Origin of the sequence: Rhizobium sp. TRM95796, from assembly GCF_025779995.1 — a bacterium.
In the GTDB taxonomy this organism is placed as follows: domain Bacteria; phylum Pseudomonadota; class Alphaproteobacteria; order Rhizobiales; family Rhizobiaceae; genus Rhizobium_E.
The window spans coordinates 296,246-314,516 of sequence record NZ_JAOXHE010000004.1 but is presented as its reverse complement, the minus strand read 5'-3'; the positions used below and the strand labels follow the sequence as shown (position 1 = coordinate 314,516).

Here is an 18,271-nt window from a genome sequence, read left to right as displayed (position 1 = left end):
GTTATTGCCTCGGTTATTGCACATTTGTTTTTTCTGTCAACATTAGTTTATGCTGCGTTGCCGCAAAGAATGCCGTAAGGCAGGGATTGACACGCAAAATAAACCGTACATAGTTGATATCCGTGAAACGAAAGTTCACTTCAGGCAAAAGGCGCGGGGGAATAGGAGTCGCGTCTCGATAGTCAGCCTGAAAGACCGGTCACTCGGGAGAGTGACGTTTGGGAGGATTCCGACAATGACATTGTTCAAACAAAGCGTATCTCGCCGCTCGTTTCTGCGCACGACCGCCACGGTGGGTCTCGCCGCAGGCGCGGCCGGGCTGAAGCTGCCGGCTTTCGCGCAGTCCAACTTGCCCGACATCCAGGCGACCCTCGACAAGATCTCGGTCGACGGCTACGTGCGTGAAGACTACCGCAAGCTCTACAAGCTCAGCTCAGATCCGCTCTGGGATCCCGCCAAGGACTGGATCCGCACCGTCGATTGGGAAAAGGTCCGCTCGGAGCAGTCCGGCAAGACCGTTCGCTTCGCCATCGGCGCGGCCGACCAGGATTCCGCCGCCGAGGGCCTCAAGCCGTTCGAGGCGTTGTCCGGCATCAAGGTCGAACTCGTGCCGATCCCGGACGACAGCTTCTATGACAAGGCCGTCGCCGAATTCGTGTCCGGCAACGCGTCCTTCGATGCGCTGCAGTTCTTCTCGCCCTGGCTCGGCGACTTCGCCGCTCCCGGCTTCCTCGCCGAACTCGACGACTACGCCGCCAAGTGGAAGCTGCCGCTCGACGATTTCTACGACACCTATCGCCTGAACTACGGTTATTTCGGCGGCAAGCTCGTCGGCATCCCCTTCGACTGCGATATCCAGATGGTGCATCTGCGCAAGTCGATCATCGAAAAGATCCTCGGCGGACCGATCGACAAATCCAAGTCCGTTGCCTCCTATGACGAACTCATCCGCATCAGCGGCGAGGCCAACAAGCTCGGCGGCGGCGTGGCCGGCCTCGGCATGATGCTCGCCCGCGGCTTCTGGTCGACCTACACCTGGGAGCATATCGGCGCTCAGGCCGGGCTGAAGCTGTTCGACGAGCAGTGGAATCCACAGCTCGCTTCCGACGCTGGCATGAAGGCCATGGACATTATCATGGCGCTGCAGAAGAATGCGATCGAGGGGACCTCCGGCGCAGGCTGGGGCGAAAACCGCGCCGCATGGTTGGGAGGCCAGGTTGCGACAAACATCAGCTGGCAGGATTCGGGAACGCAAGCCATGCGGCCCGACCAATCGAAAATCGTCGACGATTTCGTCACCATTTACGAGCCGCGCATCGAGGGCGGCGTGTTCGCTCCGCCGAACATCGCGGGCTCGACCTCTTGCGTCGCCGCCACCTCGCAGAACCCGGAGGGCGCCTTCCTGATGCTCGCCTTCCTCACCACCTCCTCGATCATGGCGATGAACGAAGCCAACGCCAACGGCGTCGCCCCCGGCTATCGTTCGGTGCTCGGCAACGAAAAGCTGCGCGCCATCTCGCAGCCGATGGAAGTCTGGGCCAACAGCCTCGAACACGCCTGGTGCGCCCCGCGCCTGCCCGGCATGTTCGAAATGGAGCAGGCGCTCGGCAACGAGATCAACCGCGCCGTCACCGGCCAGATTTCCGCCAAGGAAGCGCTCGAAAACGGCCAGGCCGCCTGGAAGAAGATCATGGAGAAGAACGGCTTTTCGGGCGGCAAGGCGCCGGTCGCTTATGCGGATGTCGCGCCCGGCATGTATGTCGGCGCCGGCAAGCCGCTGCCGTTCTGAGGCGATGATGGCTACTTACGCAAGCAGCCAGACCGCAGGGGCGCATCGCGCCGCCCCTGCGCGTCCGTATAAGCGACGTTCGCCCCTGCTGCGGGCCGCCTTCCCCTACCTGCTCGTCGCGCCCGCTTTGATATACCTTCTGGCGATCACGCTCTATCCCGGCGTTTTCGCCATCTACCAAAGCCTGTTCGTCGTCAAATTCGTCAAATGGACCTGGGCCGGCTTCGACAATTACGTCGAGATTCTGCAGGATCGGGAATTCTGGGCCGCGCTCGGCAATACGCTGATCATCGGCGGCGTCTCTCTGTGCCTGCAGACGGTGATCGCGCTGGCCATCGCCTATTTCGCCTATCGGGATCCTATGGTGCGCGGTTGGCGCATCGTGTTCCTGATGCCGATGCTGTTCATGCCGTCCGCCGTCGCCTTCATCTGGAAGCTGGCCTTCAATGACGGGCGGGTGATCTCGGATCTCCTGATGCGTGTCGGCGTCGTCGGCGGCAACGTCGACTGGCTCGGCTCGATCTGGCTTTCGCGCCTCACGCTCATCGTCGCCGATGTCTGGCAGTGGACCCCGTTTCTCTTCATCATCTTCGTCGCGGCGCTCCAGGGACAGGACCAGGAAATCGAAGAGGCAGCGCGTCTCGACGGCGCCTCCTGGCCTGCGATCTTCTGGAACATCTCGCTGCCGATGATGCGTCCGGTGATCGTGGTGGCGGTCACGCTTCGCGCCATCGACATCACCACCATGTTCGCCAATGTCTTCATCATGACGCAGGGCACGCCGGGCGGGACCACGGAAACCATGAGCTACTTCATCTATCGCACCGGCTTCCGCATGTTCAATTTCGGCTATGCCTCCGCCGCCTCGGTCCTGATGCTGATCATCACCATTGTCCTGGCGCAGACGATCGTCAAACGCGCCTTCCATTCGGGGAAGAGCTGATGGCTTCCGTACGTAGGACCCGCGGCGAAAGCCTTCTGATCCGTTACCTCGTGCTCGGCGCCTGGGCGCTTGTCTGCCTCGCCCCGATCCTGTGGTTCATGACCATCGCCTTCCGCCCGAGAACCGAGATCATCACGACATCGCCGATCTACTTTCCCACCTTCTCGCTCGACGCCTGGCGTCATTTGCTGGAAGACTGGCCGATCGGCAAATATCTGCGCAATTCGCTGGTCGCCGTCACCGGCTCGGTGATCATCGATCTCGCTCTGGCGATCCCGGCGGCCTTCGCGCTGTCCCGCTACGAGTTCAAGGGGCGCGAGGATATCGGCTTCTACATCCTGTCCACCCGGATGATGGCCCCGGCGATCGTGGCGATCCCGATCTTCTTCCTGTTCAAGAAGCTCGGCCTGCTCGATTCCGTCTGGGCGCTGATGCTGGTCTATGCCGCCGTCAACCTGTCGCTGGTGACCTGGATCATCCGCAGCTACATGCTGGATATTCCGAAAGAGCTGGAAGACGCCGCCCGCACCGACGGCGCCGGCGACCTGACGATCCTTCGGGAGATCATCATCCCCGCCTGTCTGCCCGGCATCATCACCGCGGCGGTCATCGCGGCGATCTTCGCGATCAACGAGTTTCTCTTCACACTGCTTCTCGCCTCCACCGAGAACGCCTATACGATGTCGGTCGCGCTCGCCAATTTTACCGGCGGCTCCGACGGCGTCATTTACAATGCCATAGCCCTCGTCTCCTTCCTCGCCTTTGCGCCGATCCTGATCCTGGTTGTCCTCATCCAGAAGCATCTGTCGCGCGGCCTGACGATGGGCGCTGTGAAAGGATAAGCCATGGGTTCGATCAAGCTTCAGAACATCGTCAAGCGATACGGCGCCTTCATCGGCGTCCAGCATATGTCGCTCGACATCGAAGACGAGGAATTCCTCGTGCTGCTCGGCCCTTCCGGCTGCGGCAAGACCACGACCATGCGGATGATCGCCGGGCTGGAGCAGCCCAGCGAAGGCGAGGTCATCATCGGCGACGAGGTGATGAACGACATCGACGCCCGCGACCGCGACGTCGCCATGGTCTTCCAAGGCTATGCGCTCTATCCGAACATGTCGATCTACGAAAACATCCGCTTTCCCCTGAGGATGCGGAAGATCCCCGCCGACAGGCACGACCAGATGATCCGCAACGCCGCCGCCATGGTGGAACTCGGCGAATATCTCGATCGCAAGCCGTCGGCGCTGTCGGGCGGCCAGCGCCAGCGCGCGGCGCTCGCCCGCGCCGTGGTGCGCCAGCCCCAGGTCTTCCTGATGGACGAGCCTTTGTCCAATCTTGACGCCAAGCTCCGCGCCTCGATGCGGGTGCAGATCAAGCATCTTCAGCGCCAGCTGAAGGTGACGACCGTCTATGTGACGCATGACCAGATCGAGGCGATGACGCTCGCCGACCGGATCGTGATCATGAACCGGGGCGTGATCCAGCAGGTCGGCACGCCGGACCAGATCTATTCCGATCCCGCCAACACCTTCGTCGCCGGCTTCATCGGCAGCCCGCCGATGAACCTGATCGAGGGCGTAGCAGGCGGAGGCGTCTTCAACGCGCCGGGCGTCTCCGCCCCCTGCCCTGCCTATGTGTCCGGACCTGTAACGCTCGGCATTCGCCCCGAAGACTGCCGCGTGACGGAAGGCGGATATATCAACGGAACCGTCTATGGCGTCGAGCCGACCGGCGACGTCACCTATCTCACCATCGCGGCGGGCGCCAGGCAGATCGAGATCAAGGCCGACAGACAGTTTCGTCGCGACATCGACGCCCCGATCGGCATCAGCTTCGATCTGGCGAACACGTTCTTCTTCGACCAGGCCGGACAGCGGATACGGGGTTAAATCATGGCGCCGAAATTCGACTACACCTCGATGGGCTTCATCACATTCGACGCCCTCTGCCGTCCCGTCACCGCCATTCCTCCGGGCGGCGACACCTATTTCGTCGACGAGTTCACGCTGGCCGTGTCCGGCGCGGCCGGCAGCGCCGTCATCGTCGCCGCCAAGCATGGTTTGAAAGCGCGCGCCGTGGGCGGCGTCGGTCATGACGACATGGGCGATTGGGTGCTGATGAAGCTTGCGAGCTTCGGCATCGACATCTCGCTGATGAGCCGATGCGAGGGCTTTGCGACCTCCTCCTCCGTCGTCACCACCCGGCCGGACGGCCAGCGTCCCGCCTTGCACAAGCGCGGCGCGACGGACGGCTTCTTCATCGAGGATTCCGAGATCGAAGACCTCCTGGACACGAAGATCCTGCATGTCGGCGGCGTCGGCCTGATGAACCGGATGGACGACAGCGGGCGCACCCGCGAAATCATGGCGGAAGCCAGGCGTCGCGGCGTCATCACCACGCTCGACGTTTTCGCCTCGACCAAGGCGGACCTTCCAAAGGTCGAGGCGCTCCTCCCCTTTACCGACTACTTCCTGCCGTCGGAGGAAGAAGCGTCGGCATTGTCGGGGCTGACCGGCAATCGCGAACTGGCGCAGTTCCTGATCGATCGCGGCGCAAGGAGTGTCATCCTCACGATGGGCGGCAATGGCGCCTATTATCTCGACCACGACGGCCAGGAGATCCGCTCTCAGGCTTATGACGTCGATGTGAAATGCACCTGCGGCTGCGGGGACTGCTTCAACGGCGGCTTCGCGACCGGTTTGGTGAAGGGTCTTCCGCTTCCGGCGGCCGTCGATCTCGGTCAGGCGTCCTCTGCGCAGAACGCGACGGGACTCGGCAGCCAGGCCGGCGTCCGCGACTATCAATCCACGCTGGAATTCATGCGGCGGACGGCGCGTCGCCCTCTGCTCTGAGGCTTCCCCATCCGGCGGCTTTGAACTATGTTCTCTTCGTCTGCAATGGAGTTGACAAGTGGGGACATCGCCACGGCCCAATCTGATCGATCCCGTTCCGCTCCGCGAGATGCTGCGCGGCATCCGCTTCATGGTCAAGCGCGGCGGAGAGGCGTTGAAATCGCGCGCGACAACCGAACGGCTGCCGAAGCCGGCGGCGGATTTCGCCAATGCCGTCCTCGACGAGATGATGGGGCTGGGCCACAAGGTCAACGCCCAGATGTCGGTGCTGGCCAAATCCATGATCGGCACGGAACCCGACTCCGACATCCTGCTCGCAGATCTTGCCGCGCAGGAGCAGCCCGCGACCCTTTTCGCCGCGACCATCTATCCGGCGCTGAAGCTCGCGGCGGCGCGGATGTGCCTTTCCGGCGTCTTCGTCAGCGAAGCAGCCGCCCGCAAGGCGTTCCTGGCGACTGTCGACGCCTCCCGGCATCTTTCCGGCGCCGATGTGGCGGCGGCGCTGACTTTCGCCCTGATCGACGCGCAGGTGCTGCAAGGACCCGTCATCAGCGGAGATCCGTCCCTGAGTGGACATGAGGCGACGACGGTGACGATCTTCGCGGTGCTTCTCTGGTTGCAATCGCCACGCGACGAGGCGGACCAGGAGATGGCGCTGATGTCGGCCATCGACCTGTCCCAGGTCTTCGCCCGACAGATCGTCACGGCTTGCGCAGCGAGGGACGCGGGCGCGCTGTCGGCGCTTTATGCGAAGTATGCAGACAATGTCTGACCAGATCAAACCGATCGCGACTCTGCCGCCCACCAACGAGCCCTATCGCGTCGCTGTGCGCCGGCTGCGGTGGTTCAAGGCCGCATTTCTGAGGTTCGTCGAGATACAGGAAGACGAACTCGGCTGCGACTTCGAAATCGAAGAAACCAAGATCGCCGCCGTCTTCGTGCGTTGGCTCGAAATGATCGACCGCCAAAGGCCCAGCGACAAGAGTGAGCGGCCGGCCTTCTTCGCTTTTGCCGCCTCGCTGATGTTTCGCGAACTGATCGCCGACATGCCGATCATGGCGCGTGGCCCCGCGACGAAGCAGGACGCCGACGCGCCCGGCGCCTTCTGGCCCGAAGGCTATGTCTGCACGATGTTCTGCCTTTCCGTGCACGCCGCGGCGATGGAGCAGGAATTCCATTTGCAAACTCATGTCGCGCCCGACATCGGCAATATCCGGTCCTGGTGGTCCTTCCGGGAAAACGCCCTTGAGAACGGCGGCTTCGCCGCGGGTTTCCTGCAGAAAATGCTGGGCTACGAACCCAACTGGTTCATGCCGGCCTCCTTCGTCTCGCGGATCGGCGACTGGATGGTTTCGCCGGAGGCGACGTCGAAGGATGAAACGCTGCGGAGGCTCTGAACCGTCCGGTGCGCGGCACACCCCGCGCTTTACTCTTTCCAAGAAGCCTTCATCGCCGAAGCGCCGCCAGGTCACGCATAGTCCGACAGCATGTCGAAAACCGGCAACCGAACACGCAGTTTCATCGCGAGAAGCGCCATGCCGGTGATCTTGCGCTGCAGGAACATCTTGTCCGGAGACGGCAGCGCCCAGAGCGACCGGTCCGCGAAGATCGGCTGCGCCCTCTCCCACACCGCGACGAGCGGCCCCCGATCGCCGAAATCGACCAGCCCGTCCGGCGCTTTGAGCGTATGATGAAGCACCGTCGCCGTCATCTCGTCGAGCGCGCGGCCGTGACGAGCGACCTGCGCCGGAGAGAGATAGCCCATGTCGATGAGAGCCGCGCGCACCATGTCGACGCTGCCGCTCGATATGGCCCGCAACAATGCCCGATAGGCGTCCGCGCTGTCGGACGATACGGGCCGCACGGCGCCGAAATCGAGGAGCGCGATACGCCCATCCTCCGGTCGCCAGAGATAATTGCCGAAATTCGGATCGGTCTGCATGACGCCGAAGGTGAAGAGCTCCGACAGAGCGAGGTCCGCCATCGCCCGCATGGCCGTCTCGCGCGTCGCCTGCGACGCCGCGACGAGGCGTTCCAGTGGAACGCCATCGACGAAATCCATCGGCAGCACGGTGGGGCGAACAAGGTCTTCCACCGGAGCTGGAGCCACAAAGCGCGCATCCCCTGCCAGCAGCGTCCGAAAGCGGCGCATCTGATCGGCCTCGCGAAGATAATCAGCCTCTTCGTGAAGCTGCCGCTTGGCTTCGGCCAGATGCGGCGCGAGATCGACGCCCGCAGGAACAAGACCGGAGAGCCGCAGGAAGGTCGCGACATTGTCGATATCGGCATCGATGCTCCTGGCGACGCCGGGATACTGAACCTTGACCGCGACGGCGCGGCCCGAGACGAGCACGGCCCGGTGCACCTGCCCGATCGATGCGGCCGCCACCGGCGTCATGTCGAATTGGCTGAAATGACGTCGCCAATCCGGCCCCCAGGCGCTTGCGAGGCAGGCGGACAACTGGCCGGGCGGCATGAAATGCGCCGACGACCGCAGTTGGGAAAAGATAGCCTGCATTTCCGGCGGCAGAAACTCGCCCGGGTCGAGCGACGCCATCTGACCGAGCTTCATCGCCGCGCCGCGCATACGTGACAGTTGATCCGCCGCCTTGCGGGCGTTCGACGGCGTCAGCAGAAGATCGCGGAGATGCGGTCGTTCGCCCTTGGCCAGGCGGCTCAGCCCTTCGGACACGACGCCTGAGGCAATGCCGCCGGCGATCTGGCCGAGCGCCGCCAACCGGCTCAATCGACCCTCGGGAACCGGACGGTAACGATCTCCGCCGCTCATGACGCCAACCTCTGCAGATGGGGGCGGATGCGGAGGAAGACGAGATAGGCATTTTCGAACACGGGCCTCGCCCAGGGCAGATCCGCGAGCAGGCCCAGAGGCCGGAGAATGGGGATCGCCCGCCACATGGCGGCGAAGGCGCGCGCGCCCGAGAAGAGCCGTCCATCCTCCGAAGCGTGAAAGCGGGCGAGCAGCGCCTTCTGGTCGATCGGACAGGTCGTCGCATCGCCGGACACATCGACAAAACGGATCGCGCCGCGGCGATCGAGCCGGCGCATCAGGGCGATTTCGCGCCTGCAGAGCGGACAGGCTCCATCGAAAAACACGGTTACCTCCGGCGCCATTCAGGATCTCCCACCGTCAATCAGCTGAGGGATTTTCTCCCTGAGCGCGAAGAAGCCTTTTCGACAATGCGGCCATATGCGCCGGTCCCAGTCGCGCATAAACTCCGTGAAGGCCACTCCCTGCCGACCCCGCGCTTCCGCATGCAGCGGCGCGAGGGTGTCGGCCATCGGTCCCACGGGAAGAAAGGCGGTCGCAATCTGCGTGCATCCCGCCGCATGCGCGGCCTCCGACAGATGAGCCGGATCGACCACGCCCAGGAACTCTGCTTCCGGCCAGGCTTGGCGAGCGCGCCGCACGCCGTCGGCGAGCGCGATCCGGTCCCAATCGTCGCGGCCGTCGATGAAGGCGATCGCCCGGACGGAAAGGCCGCGGAACTCCGCCGCCGACTCCACCGACAGGTCTTCCGAGGTCGATAGAAGCAAAGTCGGCGCGGACGGATCGGGGCATGCAACAGGCCGAATGGTGCAGGCTTGCGGCGTCGATAGACAGTCGGTGGGAATGATCGCCGCGCGCGCCAATCCCCTCGGCGAAAAACGACCCTCCGTCATCGACCGGATGCGTTCGGAATCGGCGAGATAGGCTTTGCCTGCAGTGTGCAGTCCCGCCACCCAGCGCCACGACAATGTGTTGGACGCGGGATCGGCGTCGATCAGCCGGTCGAACAGGAAGGCGGCGCCGAGCTCCCACGGCAGGCCCAGGGTAAAAATCCAGATCGAGGCGACCTGCATGCGGGCCCAGTTGTGAAGATAGCCCGTGTCGCAGAGCTCCTCCACCCACCCGTCGAAACAATCGATGCCCGTTCGCGCCCCTATCGCCGCCTCATGGCGGGTCTTCAGATCGGAAGACGCATCGAGACGGTCCTTCGCCCGGCTCACGGCCGAGAGGTAGTCCCTCCACACAGACGGACGCTGCTCCATCCACCCTTTCCAGTAACTCCGCCAGAACACCTCGCTGACGAATTTCTCGGCCGATGCAAAATCATGATGCGACAGGACAGCCTCGACGACCTCTTCCTCGCTCACGAGCCGTCGGCGCAACGCCGCCGAAAGCCGCGACACATGCACATGCCTGCCCCGCCCATGATCCTGGTTGCGCAGCCGCGCATAGTGGCTTCCCGCCTTCGGCGCAAATGATTTCAGACGATGAAATGCATCGGCTCGGTTGAGAGGGAAGCTGATGTCTGTCATGGTCAAGCCGATGCCTGAGGAACTAAGTTTCAGTTGGTTTGGGGCAGGTCTCTATCTCGACGCGCCGATCGCCCACGGATGCGCCGAACCCTTTCTACGAAAGACGCATCAGAGTGGACCAAGCGCGTCTCGGACTGGAAGGAGCGACATCCCATTTCGCCTGCGCAGGGTCGCCGACATGGGGAAAACGCCCTGTCCCGATCCGCAATCGACGGGTCGTGATGACCGAGAATCCGGTCGCGACGTCAACCCTTCTTGAACTCGGTCATCACGAAATCCGGCGTTGCGCCGTATCGGGCGGCCAACGACTCCAGGTCTTTCGCCGACGCGCCCGACAGGATCCCCGTGCGAACCAGGCAGGAGGCCAAGCCGACGCTTTTGGCGCCGGCAATGTCGTGTTCCAGGCTGTCGCCGATACAGACGACATCGCCGGATCGTGGGCGTCCGGCCAGGGACAGAGCATGTTCGTAGATGTCAGGATGCGGCTTCCCGAACCAGCGAACCTCACCCCCGAGCTCCTCATAGAGCCCTGCAATGCTGCCGGCGCCGGGCGCCGTGGCGCCGTTGGCCAGTTTGTGACGATCCGGATTGGTGCAATAGCAGGCGACGTTGCGCATGGCGGCCGGCCTCAGCATGTCCCGATAGACATCGAGCGGAACGATTTCGGCGTCGCTGCCCGAAACAATGACGAGATCTGCATGCGCAGCATCCGCGACGGCGATGTAGCCGAGGCGGTCGGATAAATTGCGGTCGCCGCCGCTCGATATCGTCAGGCAATTCTTCGGAGCGGCGGACGCGCCGTTCTCCCGTTTCAACACATCGTAGGCCACGTCGCCCGAGGTCACAAAATGATCGAAGCCGGCCCGGTCAAATCCCATGCCTTCGAAGCGCTGCGCGTTGTAGACCCCGCTACGGCCGGAATTGGAGAGGATGATGACGGTCTTGCCGAGCGACTTGAGATAGAGAAGAGCCTCATTGGCGCCGGGATAGGCGGACCGATCGTCGCGCAGCACGCCGAACTGATCGATGAAGAAAGTGTCGTAGCGCAACGCCAGTTGATGAAGACCCACGGAGACGGCAAGCGTCATGCCTGACGCTCCTGTCCCGACAGCACCAGAAACGCCGCGCCGACCGCCGCCTCCGCCGAGCGCGGCTCGAGACATGGAACCCCGAGCGCGCGCTCGCGCATCCGCGTCCAGCCTGCATTGGCCGCCCCTCCGCCGACGGAGCGTATGGAGCGCAGCGCCGGGCCGCCGAGCTCGACGAGCCGATCATAGCCTGATTTCTCGATGCCCGTGATGCCTTCGAGCACGCCCTGAAAAAAGGTCGCGTCGTGCGCCGGCCTCGGAACGAGCCGGGGCGGAAGGGTCGGATCGTTGATGGGAAACCGTTCGCCCGGCCGCAACAGCGGATAATAGTCGAGCCCGGTGGGATGATCGGGATCGAGCGCGGAGGTCAGTTGCGCAAGCGCGGCGGCGTCGAACAGGCTGCGGATCACCGCGCCGCCGGAGTTGGACGCGCCACCCGCCAGCCAGAAGCCCAGCACGCGATGCGAATAGACGCCATAGACGCTGGAACTGATCGGTGAAGGACAAGCGAGCTTCAGCACCAGCGTCGAGCCCAGCGCCGTCACCCCGTCGCCGGCTTCACGTGCGCCTGTGGCGAGGAAGGACGCACAGCCATCCGTCGTGCCTGCGTGCAGAATGACATTGCTGGATAAGCCGAAGCGCTGCCCTGAAGGGCCGATTTCGGCAATCGGGGCGCCCGCTCTGTGGACTTGCGGCAGCAGGTCGACATCCATGCCGACGCCTTCGAGCCAGTCCGGCCAGCATTCCGCTTCGAGATCATAGCCCGTCTTGAGCGCATTGTTCTCGTCCGACGCCGCGCCGCCCAGGCCGAGCCGCCAGAGTATCCAGTCGGCCTGATGAACGACCTTATGAACGCCGTCGCGGCGCGACAGGTAGATCGCCCTCGCCAATGCCGAGGCCGCGCCGCGGGCCGGACTGCCATCCGGAGCGACGTCCCCGATCCGGGCGACGATGTCCATGTCAGGACAGGTGTCGTTATACATCAGGACATCGCCAAGCGGCCGCCCATCTTTGTCGACGGCCAGCATCGTGCCGGAGGTCCCGTCGACCGCAAGGCCGCGGACGCTGGAGAGCGAAACGCGCCCGGCGAGTTCGAAGAGACAGATTTCTACCCCGCGCCACCATGACGACGGATCGCGTCCGGCTGGCGCATCGTCATAGGCGAAGGCGGCAAGATGCAGCACCGCCCCGTCTTCGGATAAGGCAGCGGCCCGCACACCCGACGTGCCGAGGTCGATGCCGATGGCGTGGGCCAGGGTCATGCCTTCAGGCTCGCCTTGCGGTCCAGCGCCTGCCGATACTGTTCGGCCTCCCAATGGGTCAGTTCATGCTCCTGGGCGCCGTTGAGATAAATCGGCCTCCGTCCAGCTGGAATGCGGGAAGAAACCTCGGCGAGACAACGCGCCATGACCCGTCCGCCGGCGGTAAGCTCATTGGAGAGCAGCACCCCTTTGTTCGGCGCCAACACCATCTTCGGCATCGGCCGACCTGCCTCCCGTCGTCCAGCGGCGTAACTGGCGACTGGTTGACCCTCTGCGAGCACTCCGATCTCCACACCGAGAAAGATGACATGGTCGGGATAAAGCGAGCCCCCGGTCGCGACGGCGAGACTGACCGCATCCAGCGCGGTTTTGTGGCTCCCGGCGTCTTCGGCGACATGGAATTCGGATCCTTCCGCCAGTTGGCGCAGCGCGGCGAAATCCGCCTGGGTTCCCGCACGCTCCGGCATCGCCAGCGCGGACGTCACCCTATCGATGCGTTCGCGCACGTCATCGACCGTCTCGCCGGTGACGATGATGCCGTGGTTGTAGAGGATCAGCACATCCGGACGGTCGCCGGCCGCGCGGTCGATCTCCATCGCCAGCGGCGTGCCGGGCCGGCGATAGGGAATGGCGGCCCAAGTGAGGTCGGGCAGATCGGCCATGCGTTCGGCGATCAGCGCATCGCGCCCCTCGAGCACCGACAGCGCGATCGTGTTGACGCAGTGGTAATGGGCGACCACTCTCTGCGGCAAAGCGGCATGAAAGCTCGTCTCGATCGACGGACGCAGGCCGGAGCCGTTGAGCTCGGCAATGACGAAATCCGTCGCCTTTTCCGCGCGAGGGTCGCCTTGGCGCAAGGCGCTCACCAGCGGCGCGATCTCGACGGGCACCATGATGTCGCGTTCCGCCGCCTGAGAAAGCCACGTGCCAGAGGCCTTCACCCACATCCTCCCGTCGCGTTTGAACGAGGTGTTGCCCCCAGCCCCCTGCGTCTTCAGCAAATCACGGCCGATATCCGTCGACAGGGCGAGAAAGCCCTCGAAATCCTGCCCAGCGCCTGAAGGCATGCGAGCTCCTCCTCAACCCTACCAGCCCGAACAAGGAAATTTGTCATTGCTACGAGCGATCTTCGGCCGGCATCGTATTGCGGTGATCAAATATCGTCAAGCGGTGAGGAATTTAAATCATCGTACTTGAACGTCTGCAATAACTGTGATTATCTTCACTCATCGGCGAGGGAGACGCCGGGAGGAAACCGTGAACGACACCGACCGTCACAAGGCTATCATCGACCTTCTGCGCGAAACCCCGTTCGCATCCGTGCGGGATCTGCAGGAACGGCTCGGCGTGTCTCCGGCCACCATCCGTCGTGACATCGACAAGCTCCACGAACTGGGTCGCGCCCGCAAAGTCTATGGCGGCATTTCCGCCAGCGAGGCGTCCAACAGCCGGCTCGCGGCCAAGCCCTTTGACGAGAACCGCGACATAGCGGTGGAGGCCAAGCGGGCGATCGCCGAAAAAGCGGCGGCGCTGATCCGGGACGGGGATTCCCTGATCGTCCATGCGGGCTCGACATGCTACCAGCTCGGCACGTTGCTGGCCTATCGCAATCTGCGCATCTGGACCAATTCCATGCCTCTGGCCGCCTATCTCGGCGAGCATGGAACCTGCCATCTCAGCGTCGCAGGCGGCGATCTCTATCGCGAACCGGGCATCATCCATGACGCCTCCGGCGGCGCGCCGGGTTTTTTCGCGTCGCGTCTCTTTCTGGGCGCGCAGGGCATCGACGCCAATGGCGTGCTCGAATCCCATCCTCTGCTGGTCAAGGTGATCAACGAGTTGGCCGGCTGCGCCGACGAGATCGTACTGCTCGCCGACAGCCGCAAGTTCTCGATGAAGCCGCGCAACGTCGCGCTTCCGCTGTCCCGCATCAGCATGGTCATCACCGACGACGGCCTGCCGGACGCGGCCGCCAAGATGATGGAAGACGCCGGAATCTCCGTTTGCATCGCTGACATCGGAGGTGGCGCATGACCTCTCCGATCGCCGTCTTCGATCTCGGAAAGACCAACTCCAAGCTCTTCGTGATAGCCGGGGACGGCGCGGTCATCGACGAAGTCAGGACCAGGCCGGTCTGGCGCGATCACGGCGACATCAGGGTTCTCGATGACGAGGCCCTCTTCGAATGGATGCGTCGCGAGCTGGCGCGTGTGGTCGAAGGCTACGCCGTGAGCCGCATCATGTTCTCCGGCCACGGTTGCACCTTCGCGTTGGCGGCCGGCGGCGAACTCGTCCACCCGATCATGGACTACGAGCAAGAGCCGCCCGGCGAGATCGCCGATCGGATCGACGCGATGGCTCCCGATTTCCATGAGACGTTTTCGCCTCGTCTGCCTCTCGGCTTCAATTATGGCCGCCATCTGCTCTGGCTCGACGCGCGCGACCCGTCGCTGATCGACAAGACGGAGTCGATCCTCCCTTATCCGCAGTTCTGGACATGGAAATTCAGCGGACGCCCGCTGTCCGAGGTCTCCTATCTCGGCTGCCACTCCCATCTATGGGCGCCGCTGAAGGATGATTTCTCGAGCCTGGTCGACCGCATGGGCTGGCGATCCAAAATGCCGCCGCTCGTGGCGGCGGGAGAAGACGTCGGACGCTATGCGCTGACGCTCTCGGATGGCCGGACGACCGACGTGGCCGTGCACAATGGCGTGCATGACAGCAACTCGGCGCTCTATTTCTACCGCTCGCTGGGCTTTGCCGACTTCACGCTGGTGTCCAGCGGCACCTGGGTCGTCATCTTCAATCCGGCAAGCGCGCTCGACCGACTGGACCCGGCGCGCGACATGCTGGCCAATGTCACGGTCGACCATAAACCTGTCGCGACGATCCGGTTCATGGGCGGTCGCGAATATGAGGTGGCGAGCCGAGGCTGGGTGAAGCCGATTTCGATCGAGGCGATCCAGTCGGTCATCGCCCAACGCTCTTTCGCGTTGCCGTCCTTCGCCGCCGGCGGCCCGGTTCAGGGCCACGCTGGCCGCTTCGTCGGCCCATCCGTGGAAGGGGAGGAACGCGCCGCCGCGGCGCTCCTCTATATCGCCCTGATGACCGACCTTTCGCTCGATCTCATCGGCTCGGACAACGCCATCGTCATCGACGGCGGACTTGTGAAGTCGGCCCTCTATGCGCCGCTGCTGGCGGCGCTGAGACCCGGCCAGATCGTCCACACCAGCAACAATCCGGAAGGCAGCGCGCTGGGCGCCGCGGCCCTCGTCTTCGACGCGGTCGGCAAAAGCCCCTTCATCAACGACTGCGCGGAGGCAGCACCCCTCCCGATGCCCGGGCTGGACGATTATCGCCGCACATGGCGGCAGATGGTCGAGACGATGCAAGGCGACACCGCTCCGAAGGAGAAGCGCGCATGACGACCCGCCCTCTCCTCGAAATGCGCGCGATCAGCAAGACCTTCGGTCCGGCCAGGGCGCTGTCGGGCGTCGATCTGGATGCCTATGCCGGCGAGGTCCATGCGCTCATGGGCGAGAATGGCGCCGGCAAGTCGACATTGATGAAGATCCTGTCGGGAGCCTATACCGCCGATCCCGGCGGTTCGGTTCTGATCGATGGGCTGCCGGTGGCGCTCGGCAATCCGCTCAAGGCCAAGGCGAACGGCATCGCCGTGATCTACCAGGAGCTTTCGCTCGCCCCGAACCTGAGCGTGGCTCAAAACATGTTCCTCGGCGCCGAACCCGCGCGCTTCGGCGTCATCGACCGCGCCGGCTTGCAACGGCTTGCCCAACCGATTCTCACACAGCTCGGCATCGGATTCGGCCCCGGCGCCAGGGTGTCGGAGCTGTCGCTCGGCGAGCGTCAGATGGTCGAAATCGCCCGCGCGCTGACGACGAAGGCCCGGATCATCGTCATGGACGAGCCGACGACCTCACTGACCAGCCGCGAGACCGAGCGGCTGTTCGACGTCATCGAACGGCTCAAGGCCGATGGTATCGCCGTCATCTATATCAGCCACAGGATGGAGGAGATCTATCAGCTCTCCGACCGCGTGAGCGTGCTGCGCGACGGCGCCTATGTCGGCACTCTGATGCGCGAGGAGCTGACCGCGTCGAAGCTGGTGTCCATGATGGTCGGCCGCGATCTGTCGACCTTCTACAAAAAGGAGCACCGCGCGGCCGACGACGCCCGCGCCGCAGTGCTCGAAATCAAGGATATCGGCGACGGCCGGCGTGTTCACCGCTGCAGCTTCGATGTGAAGGCGGGCGAAGTGCTCGGCATCGCGGGACTGGTCGGCTCGGGCCGCACCGAACTGGCGCGATTGATCTATGGCGCCGATCCAAAAACCTCGGGCGAGCTTTTTCTCAATGGGCAGGCGCTCTCCATCGGCTCGCCGCGCGAAGCGCTGGACGCGGGCATCGCCTACCTGACCGAAGATCGAAAATCCCTCGGCCTGTTTCTGGACATGTCGATCAGCGACAACATCAATATCGGGGTGATCGGCAAGGACTCCCAGCTGGCCGGCATCCGCAACTTCGCGCGAGCCAGGGAGCGCGCGCTCAAGGCCATCTCGACGCTGTCGATCCGTACGACGGGCGCCAACGTGAATGTCGGCGCGCTGTCGGGCGGCAATCAGCAGAAGGCGCTGCTGGCGCGCCTGCTCGAAACAAAACCTAAGGTTGTTTTCCTCGATGAACCGACGCGCGGCGTCGATGTTGGAGCGAAGTCGGAGATCTACCGCATCATCGACGAACTCGCCCAAAACGGCATCGCCATCGTCGTCATCTCGAGCGACCTGCCGGAAATCATCGGCATTGCAGACCGTGTTCTCGTCATGCGCGAGGGACGGATCGCGGGCGAGGTCGGCGGCGCGACGGGCGCCGCGATCGAACAGGAAGCCATAATGGCGCTGGCCACCGGCACGATGGAGCCGGCGGCATGACCGAAACACAGAAAAAACACGGACGGACCTCATGAGCGCGACCGAAACCGACCAGACAGTGATGGACCGGATCAGACTGCGCTCGACGCTGACGGCGCTCGGCATGCTCCCGGTGCTGATCTTGCTGTCCATAGGGTTCCATGTGTTGAGCGGACGCTTTCTCAGCGTCAACAACCTGTCGATCGTCATGCAGCAGGCGTCCATCAACACGGTGCTGGCCGCCGGCATGACCTTCGTGATCCTCACCGGCGGCATCGATCTTTCGGTCGGCTCGATTCTCGCCGCATCGGCTATGGTGGCGGTCATCGTCTCGCTCGTGCCTGATTTGGGAATGCTCGGTATAGCCGCCGCCATATTGAGCGGGCTGGCCTGCGGCTTCGCCAACGGGGCGATCATCGCTTATCTCAAGCTGCCGCCCTTCATCGTCACGCTCGGCTCGCTGACCGCGATCCGCGGCGTCGCCCGCCTGCTCGGCGGCGACACTACCGTCTTCAACGCGGACCTCCCTTTCGACTTCATCGGCAACGGCACGATCCTCGGACTTCCCTGGCTGGCCGTGATCGCCGTCTCCACCATCTTGCTGTCCTGGTTCATTCTCAAGCGCACCGTGCTCGGCGCCTGGATCTATGCGGTCGGCGGCAATACCGAGGCTGCGCGACTGACCGGCATCAAGGTGCCGCTGGTGTTGCTCTTCGTCTATTCCATGTCCGGCCTGCTCGCCGGCCTCGGCGGCGCCATGTCGGCGGCGCGCCTCTACGCCGCGAATGGCCTGCAACTCGGCCAAGCCTATGAACTCGACGCCATAGCCGCGGTCATACTCGGCGGCACCAGCTTCGTCGGCGGCGTAGGATCGATCTGGGGCACATTGATCGGCGCGCTCATCATCGCCGTTCTCTCCAACGGCCTCATCCTCGTGGGGGTGTCCGACATCTGGCAGTACATCATTAAAGGCCTCGTCATCATCGTCGCCGTTGGCCTCGATCGCTACAGGCTCAAGGGACTTAGCCGGACATGACGTCGGGCTGAGCGAACCGGGAAATCCGGAAACAGAAGGCGCGGGAGCGTCATA

At 63.7% G+C, this 18,271-nt stretch carries 17 protein-coding genes; 11 read left to right on the top strand and 6 right to left on the bottom strand.

Annotation, left to right across the window (positions count from 1 at the left end):
- Nucleotides 1-235 precede the first annotated feature (235 nt).
- Genes OCK01_RS10195 through OCK01_RS10165 form a run of 7 tightly spaced genes read left to right on the top strand, consistent with a single transcriptional unit; the run spans nt 236 to nt 6,981 of the window.
- A complete protein-coding gene (locus tag OCK01_RS10195) occupies nt 236-1,789 on the top strand; it encodes an ABC transporter substrate-binding protein (protein ID WP_263823832.1) in 1,554 nt (517 codons plus the stop codon).
- A gap of 7 nt (nt 1,790-1,796) precedes the next feature.
- Nucleotides 1,797-2,732 (top strand): carbohydrate ABC transporter permease, encoded by a 936-nt coding sequence (locus OCK01_RS10190; RefSeq protein ID WP_263823831.1) that lies wholly within the window; start codon nt 1,797-1,799, stop codon nt 2,730-2,732.
- Entirely contained in the window at nt 2,732-3,574 is an 843-nt protein-coding gene (locus tag OCK01_RS10185) for a carbohydrate ABC transporter permease (RefSeq protein ID WP_182828407.1), read from the top strand. The genes OCK01_RS10190 and OCK01_RS10185 overlap by 1 nt, the downstream gene beginning before the upstream one ends.
- 3 nt (nt 3,575-3,577) lie before the next feature.
- Entirely contained in the window at nt 3,578-4,621 is a 1,044-nt protein-coding gene (locus tag OCK01_RS10180; RefSeq protein WP_263823830.1) for an ABC transporter ATP-binding protein, read from the top strand.
- A 3-nt stretch (nt 4,622-4,624) separates the two neighbouring features.
- On the top strand, nt 4,625-5,584 hold the full coding sequence (locus tag OCK01_RS10175) for a carbohydrate kinase family protein (RefSeq protein ID WP_263823829.1): 960 nt from the start codon (nt 4,625-4,627) through the stop codon (nt 5,582-5,584).
- Nucleotides 5,585-5,642: 58 nt separating this feature from the next.
- The gene (locus OCK01_RS10170) at nt 5,643-6,356 is read left to right on the top strand and encodes a hypothetical protein (protein ID WP_182828404.1); all 714 of its coding nucleotides are present in this window, start codon (nt 5,643-5,645) and stop codon (nt 6,354-6,356) included.
- The gene (locus OCK01_RS10165; RefSeq protein ID WP_263823828.1) at nt 6,349-6,981 is read left to right on the top strand and encodes a hypothetical protein; all 633 of its coding nucleotides are present in this window, start codon (nt 6,349-6,351) and stop codon (nt 6,979-6,981) included. Before OCK01_RS10170 ends, OCK01_RS10165 begins: the two co-directional genes overlap by 8 nt.
- A 71-nt stretch (nt 6,982-7,052) precedes the next feature.
- Here OCK01_RS10165 and OCK01_RS10160 read toward each other — a convergent pair whose 3' ends face one another.
- The 6 genes from OCK01_RS10160 to OCK01_RS10135 all read right to left on the bottom strand — a co-directional run bounded on the left by OCK01_RS10160 (nt 7,053) and on the right by OCK01_RS10135 (nt 13,321).
- Nucleotides 7,053-8,372: an ABC1 kinase family protein gene (locus OCK01_RS10160; protein WP_263823827.1), complete on the bottom strand. Its 1,320-nt coding sequence runs from the start codon at nt 8,370-8,372 to the stop codon at nt 7,053-7,055.
- On the bottom strand, nt 8,369-8,716 hold the full coding sequence (locus OCK01_RS10155) for a thiol-disulfide oxidoreductase DCC family protein (RefSeq protein WP_263823826.1): 348 nt from the start codon (nt 8,714-8,716) through the stop codon (nt 8,369-8,371). The genes OCK01_RS10160 and OCK01_RS10155 overlap by 4 nt, the downstream gene beginning before the upstream one ends.
- Nucleotides 8,717-9,904 (bottom strand): FAD-binding domain-containing protein, encoded by a 1,188-nt coding sequence (locus tag OCK01_RS10150; protein ID WP_263823825.1) that lies wholly within the window; start codon nt 9,902-9,904, stop codon nt 8,717-8,719.
- Between the two features lie 245 nt (nt 9,905-10,149).
- Entirely contained in the window at nt 10,150-10,992 is an 843-nt protein-coding gene (locus tag OCK01_RS10145) for a TIGR01459 family HAD-type hydrolase (RefSeq protein WP_263823824.1), read from the bottom strand.
- Nucleotides 10,989-12,254, bottom strand: a complete 1,266-nt coding sequence (locus tag OCK01_RS10140) for an FGGY-family carbohydrate kinase (RefSeq protein ID WP_263823823.1) — start codon at nt 12,252-12,254, stop codon at nt 10,989-10,991. Before OCK01_RS10140 ends, OCK01_RS10145 begins: the two co-directional genes overlap by 4 nt.
- The gene (locus tag OCK01_RS10135; RefSeq protein ID WP_263823822.1) at nt 12,251-13,321 is read right to left on the bottom strand and encodes a class II aldolase/adducin family protein; all 1,071 of its coding nucleotides are present in this window, start codon (nt 13,319-13,321) and stop codon (nt 12,251-12,253) included. The genes OCK01_RS10140 and OCK01_RS10135 overlap by 4 nt, the downstream gene beginning before the upstream one ends.
- 190 nt (nt 13,322-13,511) lie before the next feature.
- Between OCK01_RS10135 and OCK01_RS10130 the strand changes: the two genes are divergently transcribed.
- Genes OCK01_RS10130 through OCK01_RS10115 form a run of 4 tightly spaced genes read left to right on the top strand, consistent with a single transcriptional unit; the run spans nt 13,512 to nt 18,217 of the window.
- The gene (locus OCK01_RS10130) at nt 13,512-14,288 is read left to right on the top strand and encodes a DeoR/GlpR family DNA-binding transcription regulator (protein WP_263823821.1); all 777 of its coding nucleotides are present in this window, start codon (nt 13,512-13,514) and stop codon (nt 14,286-14,288) included.
- Entirely contained in the window at nt 14,285-15,679 is a 1,395-nt protein-coding gene (locus OCK01_RS10125) for an FGGY-family carbohydrate kinase (RefSeq protein ID WP_263823820.1), read from the top strand. Before OCK01_RS10130 ends, OCK01_RS10125 begins: the two co-directional genes overlap by 4 nt.
- Nucleotides 15,676-17,202, top strand: a complete 1,527-nt coding sequence (locus OCK01_RS10120; RefSeq protein ID WP_263823819.1) for a sugar ABC transporter ATP-binding protein — start codon at nt 15,676-15,678, stop codon at nt 17,200-17,202. The genes OCK01_RS10125 and OCK01_RS10120 overlap by 4 nt, the downstream gene beginning before the upstream one ends.
- Before the next feature lie 31 nt (nt 17,203-17,233).
- On the top strand, nt 17,234-18,217 hold the full coding sequence (locus tag OCK01_RS10115; protein ID WP_263823818.1) for an ABC transporter permease subunit: 984 nt from the start codon (nt 17,234-17,236) through the stop codon (nt 18,215-18,217).
- The last annotated feature ends 54 nt before the right edge of the window (nt 18,218-18,271 follow it).